At 44.0% G+C, this 14,689-nt stretch carries 9 protein-coding genes and 1 rRNA gene; 6 read left to right on the top strand and 4 right to left on the bottom strand.

From position 1 onward, the window contains the following. The first annotated feature begins 92 nt into the window (after positions 1 to 92). A 5S ribosomal RNA gene (gene rrf, locus Q337_RS0108835) occupies positions 93 to 207 on the top strand. A 737-nt stretch (positions 208 to 944) separates the two neighbouring features. Next, positions 945 to 8,579, top strand: a complete 7,635-nt coding sequence (locus Q337_RS0108830; RefSeq protein WP_026471292.1) for a beta strand repeat-containing protein — start codon at positions 945 to 947, stop codon at positions 8,577 to 8,579. Between the two features lie 155 nt (positions 8,580 to 8,734). On the opposite strand, the gene Q337_RS0108825 is transcribed toward Q337_RS0108830, so the two are convergent. Next, positions 8,735 to 9,070, bottom strand: coding sequence for a TIGR01244 family sulfur transferase (locus Q337_RS0108825; protein WP_026471291.1), 336 nt, complete (start codon positions 9,068 to 9,070; stop codon positions 8,735 to 8,737). 201 nt (positions 9,071 to 9,271) lie between these two features. On the opposite strand from Q337_RS0108825, the gene Q337_RS0108820 reads away from it, so the two are divergent. The 3 genes from Q337_RS0108820 to Q337_RS0108810 are packed head-to-tail and all read left to right on the top strand — an operon-like array spanning position 9,272 to position 10,999. Continuing rightward, a complete protein-coding gene (locus tag Q337_RS0108820) occupies positions 9,272 to 10,159 on the top strand; it encodes an alpha/beta hydrolase (RefSeq protein WP_026471290.1) in 888 nt (295 codons plus the stop codon). Positions 10,160 to 10,183: 24 nt separating this feature from the next. After that, complete coding sequence (trxC, locus tag Q337_RS0108815) at positions 10,184 to 10,603, top strand: thioredoxin TrxC (RefSeq protein WP_026471289.1); 420 nt, start codon at positions 10,184 to 10,186, stop codon at positions 10,601 to 10,603. Positions 10,604 to 10,636: 33 nt separating this feature from the next. After that, complete coding sequence (locus tag Q337_RS0108810) at positions 10,637 to 10,999, top strand: acyl-CoA thioesterase (protein ID WP_026471288.1); 363 nt, start codon at positions 10,637 to 10,639, stop codon at positions 10,997 to 10,999. Between the two features lie 99 nt (positions 11,000 to 11,098). On the opposite strand, the gene Q337_RS0108805 is transcribed toward Q337_RS0108810, so the two are convergent. Next, on the bottom strand, positions 11,099 to 11,599 hold the full coding sequence (locus tag Q337_RS0108805) for a DUF4442 domain-containing protein (RefSeq protein ID WP_026471287.1): 501 nt from the start codon (positions 11,597 to 11,599) through the stop codon (positions 11,099 to 11,101). A gap of 59 nt (positions 11,600 to 11,658) precedes the next feature. Beyond that, on the bottom strand, positions 11,659 to 12,147 hold the full coding sequence (locus tag Q337_RS0108800) for a YajQ family cyclic di-GMP-binding protein (protein ID WP_026471286.1): 489 nt from the start codon (positions 12,145 to 12,147) through the stop codon (positions 11,659 to 11,661). A gap of 95 nt (positions 12,148 to 12,242) precedes the next feature. On the opposite strand from Q337_RS0108800, the gene Q337_RS0108795 reads away from it, so the two are divergent. Beyond that, positions 12,243 to 12,557, top strand: a complete 315-nt coding sequence (locus tag Q337_RS0108795) for a rhodanese-like domain-containing protein (RefSeq protein WP_026471285.1) — start codon at positions 12,243 to 12,245, stop codon at positions 12,555 to 12,557. A 1-nt stretch (position 12,558) separates the two neighbouring features. On the opposite strand, the gene mnmC is transcribed toward Q337_RS0108795, so the two are convergent. Beyond that, positions 12,559 to 14,475: an FAD-dependent 5-carboxymethylaminomethyl-2-thiouridine(34) oxidoreductase MnmC gene (gene mnmC / locus Q337_RS0108790; RefSeq protein ID WP_156935742.1), complete on the bottom strand. Its 1,917-nt coding sequence runs from the start codon at positions 14,473 to 14,475 to the stop codon at positions 12,559 to 12,561. Positions 14,476 to 14,689: the final 214 nt, after the last annotated feature.

Raw genomic sequence — 14,689 nt, 5'->3', positions numbered from 1 at the left:
CAGACTCCATTGATTCATGACTAAATCTTAAAGCTAGTCTTTAAGTACAGCATTGGGTACTTTGACCATAAGATCAAAGACCAACCAGTTGTGCTGGCGACCATAGCACGTGTGAACCACCTGATCCCTTCCCGAACTCAGAAGTGAAACCACGTTGCGCCAATGGTAGTGTGGCATTCGCCATGTGAGAGTAGGGCATCGCCAGCTCATTATTCCTAAGGGGATCAGTTCAAGACTGATCCCCTTTTTTATTTAGGGGTCGTGACCTACAGGACTTGCGTGGCACTGCCACTCACAGCTCATTATTCAATAAGGAGGTCATCCATGTGGTGACCTCCTTTTTTTATTGATTTCTATTAAATTTATTTAAGCTGCTCATATCCCTTGTCATTTAAAGTATTAAATATAAATTTTTATATTCTAAATGAACTAAAAAACTAAGAATAAATTTTTTGCATGAAAAACAAAGTCTTAATATTTTTATAGTTATTAACTTCTAATTATATTTATATGTAAAGATACTGATGAGATAATTTTAATTCAGATTTGTTCAGTATAGTACTTAATTAAGTTGAATAACAATATATGTTAGAGCTGTATCTGACATATCGAGCAACAGTTATCTACTCTTTACAAATTTATTTTTTTAAATTCCATAGAAGCTATTTAAGATTTAATGATGTTCTAAAGCTGAATTGTTAAAACTTACATAAATAAAGTTTTATGATTATTGTAAGTATTTTTATATTTTGAATTAAATATTACTTTTTCTTCATATTTAGCTATTTTTCTAATAAAAATATAAACATTCTAAATACTGATTGATAAAGATGTATAACTTAAGTAAAGTCATGCCTAAATGAGCCAGGAAAGGCAGTTGCTTGTAGCATAACGATTGGTTCAAAGCATTTGACTTCTAAATTTAAAATATTAGGTAAGCTGTAATGACAAATTTTCAACTTAATCTTCAAAAAGCAAAGCGTTTTGGCGTTAACTTAACAGTTCTTGCTACTTCAATTTCTTTAGCAGCTTGCGGCGGCGGCGGTAGTGAAGGTTTTTATGGTAGTGGTACTTCTGGTTCAGGAAGTAATACAGGTACCGGTAATGCTACTGATACAGCTGAAGCCACTGGTATTACTTTAAGTATAAATAAAGATCAACTTAATGCTAATGGTGATGAGGTTACTGTTACTGCAAAAGCTGTTGATAAAGATGGCGGTGGCGTTGCTGGGAAAAAAATTAATCTCAATATTTCCAATGCAATGACTTTAGGTGCTACCAGTGATGGCTCTGAGAAAACAACTGATGAGACTGGGACTGTTACTTTTACTATAAAACTGGATGGCAGTAATAAATCTGCCCAAGAACTGACCCTGACGACGACTTTGGTAGGCACTACCATAAATAATGTGAGAAAGGTTGCTATTTCAGGGTCAACAGGCGTGGTGCAAAGCCAGTATGAAGTTAAATTTGATTCGGTCAGCAGCCTGAAAGTAACAGGTGGGGAAACCACTATACGGCTAAGGGCAGTTGATAGTAATGGCGGCGGCGTTCCTAACCAGGCGGTCAAGCTCGCTATTAAGGATTTTAACACGCAAAGTGCGGTCAGCATTAAAGGTGTATCTACTGCAACGACTGATAATGAAGGCTATGCTAGCTTTACATTACAGCTTGCACAGGGTACTGAAGCAAGCCGGGCTGCTCTGATCGAGTCAGGTGTGCCGCTGGTTGCAACCCTAACTGAGCAAAGTGGTGCTACAAAAACCCAGGTGACCACAGTAGGAGTTACCTCGGTGGCAAATCTGGTGAGCAGCCTAACACTGACTACCGGCAATAATAATAAGGTAGATGCTATAGATGGCACGATTAGTGTGGTGGTTAATGCTAAAAACCCTGAAGGCATTGCCGTTGCTAATCAGAGTGTATCTCTAGCATTAGATGAAATGGCTACCCAATATGGTGCCAAGCTAGTTAACAGTACTGCTAAAACCGATGCCAATGGTAATGCAACGTTTACTATTAACACAGAGACCAACAATTTAAACAGCACTGGACAGTTACTGGTGCAAAATGGCATTACCGTTAATGCCAATCTGCAGACTACTGATGGTTCTACCGTAAGCTCACAAAGTACTAAAATTTCAGTTGTTTCAACCATTACCGATGAAGTCAGTTATCTGCTGGCTACTACCCCGGATCAGATTGAGATTAGGGGTGATCAGGCGGTAATTACTGTTACCGCAGTGGATAAAAATGGCGGTACACTGGCTAACAAGAAAATTGTGATGGCAGTCAATAATAGTGCCCAGAATGGTATTGTAATTAAGGAAGGCTCACAGCAAACCACAGATACTAACGGGAAAGCGACTTTTACCCTGCAGTTTAATGCAACAGGTGTTAGCGCTACGACTTTGGCCAGTTTACTAGCTAATGGGGTGGATGTTGGGGTAGCTTATGCTAAGGTTTCTGGAGGTACGGTAAGCCAAACTACCCGAATTCAGTTTTACACTAAGCAAGCCGAAAATCCTGCTGTTGATCGTTTGGAAATGAGTGTTTCTAAAGGCGTGGTAAATGCCAGTAATGATAGTGTAGAGGTTAAAATCCGTGCTATTGATGAAAAAGGTAATGCTGCAGCGAATCAATCAGTCAAGTTTGAATTAACGGATGATGCAACACAAAATGGGGTCAGATTTGATGGTGCTAGCTCTAAAGTATCAGACGCTAACGGGTATGTAAGCTATACCTTATTAACTACAGCACCTAATTCAGAGGCCATTGACAAGCTGATTGCTAGCGGTATTACAGCCAAAGCCACAAGCGGTACGGCTAGCCAGACTATTCAGGTTATGGTTCAGGCTGCTGCTTCTGAAACAGTGGCGGTAAGCTATTTAAGCATGTCTGCTGATGGGCTGATTAATCTTAATAAAGGTCAGGCTAAAGTTACTGTTAAGGCCATAGATAACAATGGTGGTGTTTTAACGAATCGCGCTTTAACCCTAAAAATTGCAGATAGTCAGAAAAATGGTTTGACGCTGGTGGGCGCGTCAAAACTACAAACCGATAGCGAAGGTAAGGCTACCTTCACTGTAAGTTATGATGGCAGTATTACCGATCAGACTTTATTAAATCAGCTGAAGACTGAAGGGGTTTTATTAACCGCTGAATATCAGCCTGCAAATGGTGTATCTTCAGTTACCCAGACCACTCGACTACGTTATTATGAACAAAATGTTAATGCAGATGTAACACAGTTATCCATTAACCTCGGTAAAGGTGTCGCCGTAGCAGGTAGTGATAGTGCAGTTATTACTGTTAAGGCATTGGATGAAAATGGTCAGGCGGTTATCGGGCGTAAAGTTTCCTTAAGCTTGACGGATGTGGCCAAAAATAATGGGGTATCTTTTGCAGGAGCAAGCAGTATTGTCAGCGATGCGGCAGGTGAAGCAAAATTCACGATTAAACTGGCTGCGCCAAATATAGAAGCTGTCGATGCTTTAACTGCGGCAGGCATATTACTTACAGCTTCTGCAGAACAAAACACTGGTACTGTATTGACTCAGACAGCCAAACTGATGGTGGCAGCAACAGCGCAGTCGCAAGCTGATGTGACTTATTTAACGATTGATAGTCTTCAATCTTTAGACGTAACACAATCTGCTGAGCGGGTGGTTAAGGTTAAAGTTTATAATAGTAGTGGTGCTGTTGTTGCCAATAAGGACATTAGTCTAGCCTTAAGCAAAGCCTTTAATGGACTTAGCATTAAAGAAGGAAATAAGCTCACCACAAATGCAGCGGGTGAGGTAAGTTTTACAGTGGTTTATAATGCTGCGCAGGTATCCACTGCTGATAAGGCTGCACTAGAGGCTCAGGGACTGACATTTACTGCAAGTTATACAGGTAGTCAAGGTACGGTTTCCCAAAGCTCTATGCTGGCTTATTATACATTGCCTGCCAATATTTCACGTATGGATCTGCTGGTTGACAAGGGTGCACTGGTGGTTGACTCAATCACCGCCCAGACTGTCAATGCCATAGCAATATTAAAAGATAACCAAGGTAATCCTATTGCCAATCGCCAAGTGACTTTAGCACTGGATAATACCGCTCTGCAAAACGGGGTTAGCTTTGCGGGTGCCACAGGCGGTCTAACCGTAGTTAGTACCAATGCCGCTGGTCAGGTCAGTATAGCTATTAATGTTCAGCCAGGCAGCACAACCAGTATTAATGCTTTGGTCGCTTCCGGTATTGGCATTGGTGCATCAGCAGTTCAGGGCGATGGCAGCGGGACAATTACCCAAAGTACCAAAGTTAGCATTTTGTCATCAGCGGCATTGAGTGAAGTAGGCTATTTGACTGCTACAAGCTCTGACAGCATTGCTACAACAGGTGGAACATCAGTCATTACAGTTAAGGCCTTTAACAGTAGTGGCACAGCGCTTAAAGACAAAACAGTTGGCCTAAAACTTGATGTTGTTCCGACCGGGCTAGATATTAAAGTTGATGCAGCTAGTAAGGTAACAGCAGCCGATGGCAGCGCTAAATTTAAGATTACCTATATTGCTCCAGCAGGCTTGAGTGAAGCGCAAATCAAAGCATTGCTGGCAGGTATTAATGCCACAGCAATTTATACTAACAGTGCTGGCACTAACACTACTCAAAATACAGTAGTGCAGTTCTATGCCGATGAAGTTAATATTTCACGCATGGATCTGGTGGTCGAAAAAGGCTTGGCTTTAGTTGTTAATACTACTACGACTCAAACTTTCCTGACCACCGTGACGCTTAAAGATAAAGATGGAAATCTGATTAAAAATCGTCAGGTCTCTTTATCATTGGATAATTTAGGGGCTGATAATAATATATTATTGACCAGTGTAAACTTTAAGGATGTGATTGGCGGCTTAACCGTTGTCAAAACAGATGCTAATGGTCAGGCTGTTGTTGCTTTAGAAGTGCGTACACCAACCAAAGAGTCCATAGAGGCGCTAGTCGCTTCTGGGATTGTTATTCGTGCATCAGCAGTTCAGGGCGATGGCAGCGGGACAATAACTCAAACTCTAAAAATGAATGTACTGTCAGAAGCGACTAAAAATGAAGTGGGCTATTTGACTGCTACAAGCTCTGACAGCATTGCCACAACAGGTGGAACATCAGTCATTACAGTTAAGGCCTTTAACAGTAGTGGCACAGCGCTTAAAGACAAAACAGTTGGCCTCAAACTCGGTACAATTCCAGCTGGACTAGATATTAAAGTTGATGCAGCTAGTAAGACCACGGGATTAGATGGTAGCGCGACCTTTAATGTAACTTATACTGCACCGACCACCTTAACTGAAGCGCAAATCAAAGCATTGCTGGCAGGTATTAATGCCACAGCAATTTATACTAACAGCGCAGGCACTAACACTACTCAAAATACAGTAGTGCAGTTCTATGCCGATCAGGTCAACATTGCACGCATGGACTTGGTAGTAAACAAGGGCGCATTGATAGTTAATACAGAAAATGGTGAAACTGTACAAGCTGTAATAACATTAAAAGACAGTGCAGGTAATGCAATAAAAAACCGTCAAGTGATCGTCGCATTAGATAGCATTGCCCTGCAAAATGGGGTTAGCATTATTGATGCAACCGGTAGCTCGCGCGCTGTACAAACAAATGACGATGGTCAGGCAATTGTTGAACTGAGTGTTAAGCCCGATACTGCTGAAAAAGTCGCTACTTTGGTGGCTTCCGGTATTGGCATTGGTGCCTCTGCCGTACAGGGCGATGGCAGCGGGACAATCAGTCAAAATATTAAGATCAACGTCGTTTCACAGGCAGCGTTAAATGAGGTGGGCTATTTGACTGCTACAAGCTCTGACAGCATTGCTACGTCAGGCGGGACATCAGTCATTACAGTTAAGGCTTTTAATAAAGATGGCACTGCATTAACAGATAAAACCATCAGCTTGAAGCTCAATAATGTGTTGGCTGGCTTGGATGTTAAAGTTACTCCAGCGAATGCAACAACTGATGCCAGCGGTGCAAAATTTACTGTAACCTACACACCAGCTGGTGGCGGTGTAAGTGCTGATCAAATCAAAGCATTGCTGGCAGGCATTAATGCCACAGCGACTTATACTAACAGTGCTGGCACTAACATTACTCAAACTACCATTGTTCAGTTTAATGTCGATGCTAATAACGCAGCAACTGATATTCAGCGTTTAGAACTAATTGCTTCTAAAGGCGTGGTACGGGCAGATAATGATACATTAACGTTAAGCGTGAAAGCGTTCAACAGCAGTGGGACAGTAGCAGCGAAGAAGAAAATTTCATTAGGATTAAATCTGGCTGCTGCTGCAAATGGCGTAACGCTGTCATCAAGTACTGCTACTACTAATGCTAAAGGTGTGGCTACTTTTACACTGAATATAAATAACGTCGATGAGCAAAAGATTAAAAATCTGGTCGCTAATGGTATTGACTTAGCTGCTGCCACCATACTCAGTGATGGGACAACACTAATTCAAAATACTAAAGTAATGGCGCAATCCCCTGAATCTGCAAACCCTTCAGTCGTTGGGCTTCAGGTTATCCCATCCAAGCAAACAGTTTCAACATTAGGTGACAGTACAGATATTGTAGTTCGTGCTGTAGATAAGGATGGCAATGCACTAAAAGACAAGGATATTACTTTTGCATTGGCACCTAATTTAAGCTCACGGGTCACAGTAGACCAAGCTACTAAAATTACTAACTCTAATGGCTATGTTACATTTAAGGTGAGTGTAGCCGCTGGGACTGATCCGGCCGAGCTTGATCTGGTACAAAGTGGAATTACCTTTGCTGTTAATACCTTAAATACTGATAGTCCAATTCCTGTGACGCAGGTTGGTAAAATCAACGTGACTGTTCCACAGGAATCTACCAATCTAACTATTAGTAGCTCAAAACCATCATTACTATCTACAGGTGATAGCGCAGAGATTTATACTAAATTGGTTGACCAAAATCTCAAACCAATCAAAAACTCGCCTGTTGCTTTGACAGTAGTGGATTCTGCTTTAAATGGCGTAACCATTGAGGGTGCTAATAATGCAATCACTGATGCTAGTGGTAATGCTAGGTTCAGTATTAAACTGACTAAAATTACTGGTGCACAGTATCAGGCTTTATTAGCTAACGGTGTTACTGTTCGTGCTTCTATCACCCTTTCTAATGGTGTGGTTAGGACTCAGGATGTGCATCTAAATGTCAATGAGGCCATTAGTCAGTATCATCTGCAAATTGATCCTGACAATAATAGTTTAAGTGTTGATGGTGACAAAACACTGGTGGTAGTAACGCTACTTGATAGTGCCAATCAGCCGGTCAAAAATAAAAATGTCAGCTTAACTGTAAGAAATACTGCAGCTGGTATTGTGATTAATGGGACTGGCAGCGGAATTACAACCTTACCACAAACCGTTACTACGGATGAACTAGGGCGCGCTTTCTTCATGGTGAGTACGCCTACCGGCAATTTCGATAAGGATCTGCTGATTGCTAGCGGTATCTTATTAGAAGCTAGCCATACAGAGGAAAATGATGCAGTTACCACCCAAGTAAGCCGTTTGGCTGTTTTCAGGCCATCAACCTCACCGTCGCAAACCCAGCCGGCTCGCTATAGTCTGCGGATTAGTTCTGCCAAGCCTACCCTGAATGTTCGTAATGATAGCAGTGACGTTACTGTGACCGTGGTGGATGCAAACGGGGGAGGAGTATCCGGTCAATATGTGACCTTAAGCCTTGCGGACTTTGCTCGTAATGGTGCATCAATCCTTGGTGCATCCGGTTTAACAACTGATACTAATGGCCAAGCTGTATTTAAGGTAAAAGTGGACGAAACTACCCGTGCACAGACTTATAGCGCAACTGATTTTGCAAGTGATGATTTAAACGTCACTGCAACCTTTAAGGAAAACGGTTATTTTGATGCGGTGCAAAGTGGACGCATTAATGTTGTGCAGGCTATGATCCAGCAACCTGTTGCCTCAATTGTAATTGGGGTTAATCCTACCGAGATAAGTGCATCAAGTGATGGGGTATACTACACACGTAATCTGTCGGCAAGCGTTGTTGATTTTGATGGCAAGCCGTTGGCCAATCAGGAAGTTGCTCTTGATATCACACCATTGAGTTATGTTAAAGGTGCATATTCATGGGATCTAGTGACAGATGCACTGGGTAATCAAAGTGAAAAGTGGGTATATCATGATACCGTGACTTGTGCTGCTAGTGCGGCTGGAACAGCAATAACCAATACTCAGGTAATCAATATTCCGGTAAAAGTACCTACATTCCTGGGTAGTCAAGGAACTACGGCTACTTATACCACTGATGCGGAGGGTAAATTTGACTTTACCATTCGTTATCCGAAGATTTATTCACAATGGTTGAATATACGTATTGGTGCAGCTTCTACAGTAACTACATTGCCGACTAGAACAGTTTATGACTTAGGATTACCGTCCCTTGCTAATGATTATAGTACTGATGGAACTTATGGTCCTAATTTAATTAGCCCATATGGTACTAATTTTACCTGTCCATAATAGTCCTTTGATAAAAAACGGCTCCCAGAGCCGTTTTTTATTACCTATTTTTATCTTATAAACCTGTGCCAACACTAACCGTAGCCGTAGGCCTAATCTGCAAATTCTAACAGGCACTTAAACTTATAAATGTCATCAATAAAACAATACTCAGTCTAATCATCAAGTAGATCCATCTGCTTAGCCAGTTGATACAAATTGCTGGAACGATTACCGGTACGGCAAAACATTAAAATAGGTTTGGGTAGTTCATTGTAGTGGCGGGCAAAGGCTTCAACATCGAGCTGGCTAATTTGCCCAGCCACTACGGGCTGAAATACATAATCAATGCCGACATTTCGCGCTGCTTCTTCAAGCTGGGCACTGGTAGGTTGATCATTACCACCCTCAAAATCCGGACGGTTATTGATTAGGGATTTAAAGCCCTTTTGTGTCACTTCCACCATATGTTCAGGATAAAGCTGTCCTGCAAAACCCACTTGATCGGCCATTTTCGATTCCCCATTCATTAAAAAAATATATGGCTAAACTTTACCTAAGTTAAGGCAGTGTCAACAAATAATTTCAGCAAAAATATGTTGATGACTGGTTAAATGATGAATCTTCTATTCTATACTGTAACTGGAAAACAGGGATTAAAACCATGAGCCATCAATGTTTAGGCATCTACTTCTAGGACAGAGGAATAATAAATGGGACAGTACAGCATAGAACCATTATTTTTAAAAAGCAGCGGAGAAACACTGGGCGCGGATTTTTATCGACCTGCCAAGGTACGTAGGCCTGCGGTCATTATGATGGCGCATGGCTTTGCAGGAGAACGCAAGTTTAGCTTACCCGATACAGCCGTCGCCTTTGCTGAGGCAGGCTACGCGGTTGTATTATTTGATTATCGCGGATTTGGTGGCAGTACTGGCAAGCCACGTGAGCTGGTGTCAGCGCCCAATCATGTGGCAGACTGGAAGGCTGTATTAGCACAGGTAAAAAAGCGTAAGGACGTGGATACCTCACGTATTGTGCTGTGGGGCATGTCCATGAGTGGTGGTCATGTGATTACAACAGCTGCGCGGGAAAAGGGGATTGCTGCCATTATTGGGCTGGTGCCGCATGTGGATGGTTTTGCCAGTGCCATGATGTATCCCAAGCATCTGCTGCCGCGCGCCACGGCTTTGGCCTTGCAGGATCTGGCTGGCTCCAAGATTGGTCGTGACCCGATTCGTATTCCGGTGGTGGCTGAGCAAGGCGTGCGCTGTCTAACCGGTGATGACTGTTATGAAGGCTATATGCAAATGGTACCCAAAGGCAGTAGCTGGGTAGGGTTAGTGCCGGCCCGCATTATTATTACCGTAAATCAGTACCGGCCTACCAAGGAAGCAGCCAGGGTTCAGTGTCCAGCATTAATCTTCGGTGCACAAAAGGACAGCTTAATTCCGCTATCTGCAACCCGGAAGGCGGCAGCAAAGATCAAGCAGGTTGAATATCTGGAATGGCCGATTGGGCATTTTGATTTGTTGCAGGGTCGCTGGTTTGAAGAAGGGATTCGCGTGCAACTGGCTTTTTTAAAGAAACATATTGGTTAACGGATAAATTTACAGGATAAGATCATGATTGTTACCTGTCCGCATTGTCTGGCAAAAAACCGGCTGGAACAAAGCCGTTTGGGTGAACAGCCCAAGTGTGGTCGCTGCCATGAAGTGTTGTTAAGTGGTAAACCGGTGGAGCTGAATGATCAAAACTTTCAGCAATTTATCAGTTCTACTGAATTGCCTGTACTGGTAGACTTCTGGGCGTCATGGTGTGGGCCATGCAAGATGATGGCGCCGCATTTTGAACACGCTGCCGGGCAACTGCACGCTGTTCAGTTTGTTAAAGTCAATACTGAGCAGGCAGCCACGACAGCGCAACAGTTTGCCATTCGCAGTATTCCGACACTGGTAATATTAAAGCAGGGTAAGGAAGTGGCACGGCAGGCGGGCGCCATGACCTCAGTACAAATTCAGCAGTGGATGCAGGCGCATCAGTAATTTTATCAGGTACTTAATTGACTAGGGTGAACTATGCCAGAAGGTGATTTATCTTTACAGGTGATTCCAATGCCTGCGGACACCAATTGGAATGGAGATGTATTTGGAGGCTGGCTGGTTTCCCAAATGGATTTGGCCGGGGCCGTACATGCGCGCAGGCTTTCCCGCGGGCGTGTTGCGACCATTTCAATTAACAATATGGTGTTTCATGTGCCAGTTAAGGTGGGTGAGGTGTTGGCCTGTTATACCCGTATTGTCAAAAAAGGCACGACATCAATGCAGGTCATGGTAGATGTTTGGGAAAGTAACGATATTGAAAATCCGGTGCTGGTGACCAATGGTATTTTTACTTATGTGGCCATTGATGAGCATGGTAAAAAACGTCCACTGCCATAATTAGCTATAAATATTCAATTTACTTGAATAAAAAAGCTGCCCGTCAAATTGATCGGGCAGCTTTTTTAGTGATCAGGCTAAGTTTAAGCCATTAAGCCATTAAGCCTGTTTCTTTTTCTTGGGAAGCCATGCCCAGTTCATGGTGCATTGAATGGGTGACTGGCCAGATTCATCTACAACTGTGATCGGAACAATCAGCTCACCCTTTTCATTGTCTGCAATATACTGGCGCTGCTCATCACTCAAGGTCGCTGTGGCTACCAAATCCCCTTTTGCAATACGTTTATAATCCACATGCAGGGACTTGATCAGCATGATGCGGTTATCCGGTACATTCAGACCCACCACAAAACCTGTGGCAGTTTCAGCCAGCAGAGCCATGGCCGCAGCATGAACGCCCTTAATATGGTTTTGCATTGGGCGCTTGTTTTTAATACTGACCACGACTTTTTCCGGGGTGACATGCTCATAGCGAATCCCGGCAGTGCCTACCATAGGGACAATAGTGCCAAATGCTTTGGAAATGGCAAAAGTACGCATGGATTCAGGCAGTTTTGAGGTGGCATTCACCACTTTCATCATACGGTTTGGTTTGGTCATAAAATTTCCCCAAAATTGTGAAGTAAAAAGATGTGAAGTAAAAAATTGTGAAGTGAAAATCAGTCTTTGAAATTGTTAAATTGAAGGGGCAAACCAAATTGCTGTTCTTTAAGAAATGCCATAACCTGTTGCAAGGTATCACGTTTTTTGTCGGTAACCCGGATTTTATCGCCCTGAATGGATGATTGTGCCTTAATGCCACTTTCCTTGATTGCCTTGTTGATTTTCTTGGCGGTATCAGAATCAAGGCCATCTTTAAGCTTGATCACCTGAACAGTGTGCTTGCCTGAGGCAGTCATTTTTTGCGGGTCCAGACTTTGCAAATCAATTTTGCGCTTGTGAAAGTGGTTTTCCAGCATGTTATAAACCTGTTCAACCTGAAAGTCGCTTTCGGCACTGATCTTGATTTCCTTGGCTTTTTCATTTAGCTCAATAGTGACTTCGGAACCACGGAAGTCAAAGCGGGTCTGGATTTCTTTTTGGGTATTCTGAACCGCGTGGTTGACTTCAAAAATTTCCAATTCCGATACAATATCAAATGACGGCATGATTTATCCTTTACATTGAGTGGAAAATTATTGTAAGAATGCTAGGTGGTATTGTAGTTTTTGCCAAGTGCTGATTGTAGTCAAGGAGTGTATAAATGATTCGCAAGCTTGAAATTACGACCTTTAATTTCCCGGACAATGCAGTCATCTGGGATGTAAGGGACGCCAAGGCTTTTGCTGAAGGCCATGTGAAAGGTGCAGTAAACCAGCCAATTAATGATTTATCTGCGGATCAGTTAAGCCGGATTGATGCGGGTCAGCCAATTTATGTGTTGTGTGGCGGTGGTAGCAAAGCCCCCCGAGCTGCCGAGCTGCTACATTCTTTTGATGAAAACCGCGATATTGTGGTACTGATGGGGGGCACCCGAGCTGCCAAAGCTGCTGGCATGGAGCTTGAGCAGGGTCAGTAATTTATTCAATACCATTTTGCCTGCGAGTTTGAGCAAAACGATTAGGATCAACACTCGCAGCCACGCTGGCTGATATTGGCCAGACTTCACCCAGTAACTGGGCACATATCAGTTCAGCGCAGAGTGGCGCAAAGCTAAAGCCTTTTGAACCCAATCCTGTAAGTGTCCATAAACCTGCATGCCCGTTAATCTGGCCTGCAAGCGGTAAATAATCCGGCGACTGGGCGCGAATGGCTGCACGGCCTTGCCATGTGCTAATGGGTGGAAAGCTGTCGGCAGTGGCTGGTGCAATGGCCTTGATTAAATCAAGGTTATGCTGATGGTCAGCCAGCCGGATATCAGTCTGGTTATCCTGGCGGATAAACGAGGCACCCAGTAAAACAGTAGCTTCATGTTCGGGCTGGTTAAGCTGGGCTATATAGCCGCCATACGTCATGGGCAAAGGCAGGTCAGGCATTTTACCAGGCTTGCTAAACCATGAAACCTGTCCCCGAATTGGCTTTAGTTGCGGTAACAGGTTGCAGAGTTGCGGACTTGCTAATGCCGTACAGATCACCACATGATCATAAATGCCCGAGCTTTCATGTTTATTATTAATTAGTTGCCATTGTGCGTTTTGCGAAGGTATATCCAGGGCCTTTATCTGGGAAATTTCTACCTGATGTTGCTGAATCGCAGAATTTTGCAGAATGACTTGCGCTAGCCGGTGCGGGTTAAGTAAGCCTGCTTGTTTAAACCAGATACCGGGTAAGGCACTGCCAGAGTCAGTCTGAGAGGGCTGCCCAATAACCTGTGATGGCGCTAGTCCTTCAAGGATGTCTTGGTGGTAGGCGCTGGCTTTATCCAGTTCCTGCTCAGCACGCTTGTCCAGAATATGCAGCGTGCCGGTTTTTTCCACCACACCAGAAAATTGCTGCCAGTAGCGCAGGCTAAATAGGCAGCCTAGATTCAGGAGATTGCCAGAAAACTTTGTCAGTGAAATCAGTTTGGGTGCAAGCAATGCACGGGGATTGCCGGAGGCACCTGCCAGTGGCTGTTCCTGATCATACAAATCGCAGGTGTAACCACGGCTTGCCAAGGCATGCGCCATGGATAACCCGGCAATGCCAGCCCCAATAATGGCAATCTTGGGTGGCGCTTGCACTGATGCAGTGGTAGTGACTGCTTCATCTTCAGGGAGTAGCCACCATGCTTTGAGCATTTCACGTTTGCGGCCAAAACCAGCAGGCCGGGTGACCTTAATGCCAAACTGGCGTAAGCCCTGCTTGACCACTCCGGCTACGCTAAATGAGGCAAACGTGGTGCCGGGGCCGGAAAGCCGGATTAGGTGTTTTAGGATATTGTCCTGCCAAAGTTCCGGATTGCACTTAGGTGCAAAGCCATCCATAAACCACGCATCAACCGGATGACTAGTTTGAATTTCTGGCAGGCAGTCCGCCGCATCCCCAAGCCACAGATCAATGGAAAAGCGCTCGCCAGCAAACACCAGCCGATGACAGCCGGGCAGGGCGGGTGGATACTGGGCAATGAGCTGCGTCGATAAATGAGCAAGCTCGGGCCATGCTTTTAGGGCACGCTGTAGGTCATCACGCGATAGCGGAAATTTTTCTACGGTAATGACATGCAGGCGACTGTGGTTGTTAGGCCGGTATTGCTGCCAAAGCTGCCAAAGCGCCAGAATGTTTAAGCCCGTACCAAAACCGGTTTCGCCAACACAAAAATACTGATGCGATTGAAGCTGTGCCAAGCGCTCAGCCAGTTCATTGCCTTGCAGGAATACATGCCGGGTTTCGGCCAGTCCGTTGGCTTTGGAAAAATACACATCGCCAAACTGCTTTGATGCCGGAATTTCAACGCCGTCCTGAATGATCCAATCAAGTTCGGCATGTAGGATGGGAGCAGTCAGGCTGGAGGACACGCGTATTAAATCCAAAAAAAAGACAATTAAAACTAAAGAGGCCAAGCGCTAGTGCAGTCATTTTATCGAACTGCGCTTGCAACAAGGGCGAGATGAGGCTAAATAAATCTGGTAAAAGCCTAGATGGAGCTAATCCTGCTTGTTCAGGCGTTACTTTGCATCGGACAGTCAGATATAGCATCAGTAACAGGACAACCCAGACTTTTCACGGTCA

The organism is Alkanindiges illinoisensis DSM 15370 (assembly GCF_000619845.1).
In the GTDB taxonomy this organism is placed as follows: Bacteria; Pseudomonadota; Gammaproteobacteria; order Pseudomonadales; family Moraxellaceae; genus Alkanindiges; species Alkanindiges illinoisensis.
The sequence above is the reverse complement of the archived record's forward strand: the minus strand, read 5'-3'. Positions and strand labels throughout refer to the sequence as shown.

What these genes read in the sequence shown, in the direction of transcription:
- Q337_RS0108830 (WP_026471292.1), top strand. Translation starts at nt 945, where the DNA reads ATGACAAATTTTCAACTTAATCTTCAAAAAGCAAAGCGTTTTGGCGTT.
- Q337_RS0108825 (WP_026471291.1), bottom strand. Translation starts at nt 9,070, where the DNA reads ATGGCCGATCAAGTGGGTTTTGCAGGACAGCTTTATCCTGAACATATG.
- Q337_RS0108820 (WP_026471290.1), top strand. Translation starts at nt 9,272, where the DNA reads ATGGGACAGTACAGCATAGAACCATTATTTTTAAAAAGCAGCGGAGAA.
- trxC (WP_026471289.1), top strand. Translation starts at nt 10,184, where the DNA reads ATGATTGTTACCTGTCCGCATTGTCTGGCAAAAAACCGGCTGGAACAA.
- Q337_RS0108810 (WP_026471288.1), top strand. Translation starts at nt 10,637, where the DNA reads ATGCCAGAAGGTGATTTATCTTTACAGGTGATTCCAATGCCTGCGGAC.
- Q337_RS0108805 (WP_026471287.1), bottom strand. Translation starts at nt 11,599, where the DNA reads ATGACCAAACCAAACCGTATGATGAAAGTGGTGAATGCCACCTCAAAA.
- Q337_RS0108800 (WP_026471286.1), bottom strand. Translation starts at nt 12,147, where the DNA reads ATGCCGTCATTTGATATTGTATCGGAATTGGAAATTTTTGAAGTCAAC.
- Q337_RS0108795 (WP_026471285.1), top strand. Translation starts at nt 12,243, where the DNA reads ATGATTCGCAAGCTTGAAATTACGACCTTTAATTTCCCGGACAATGCA.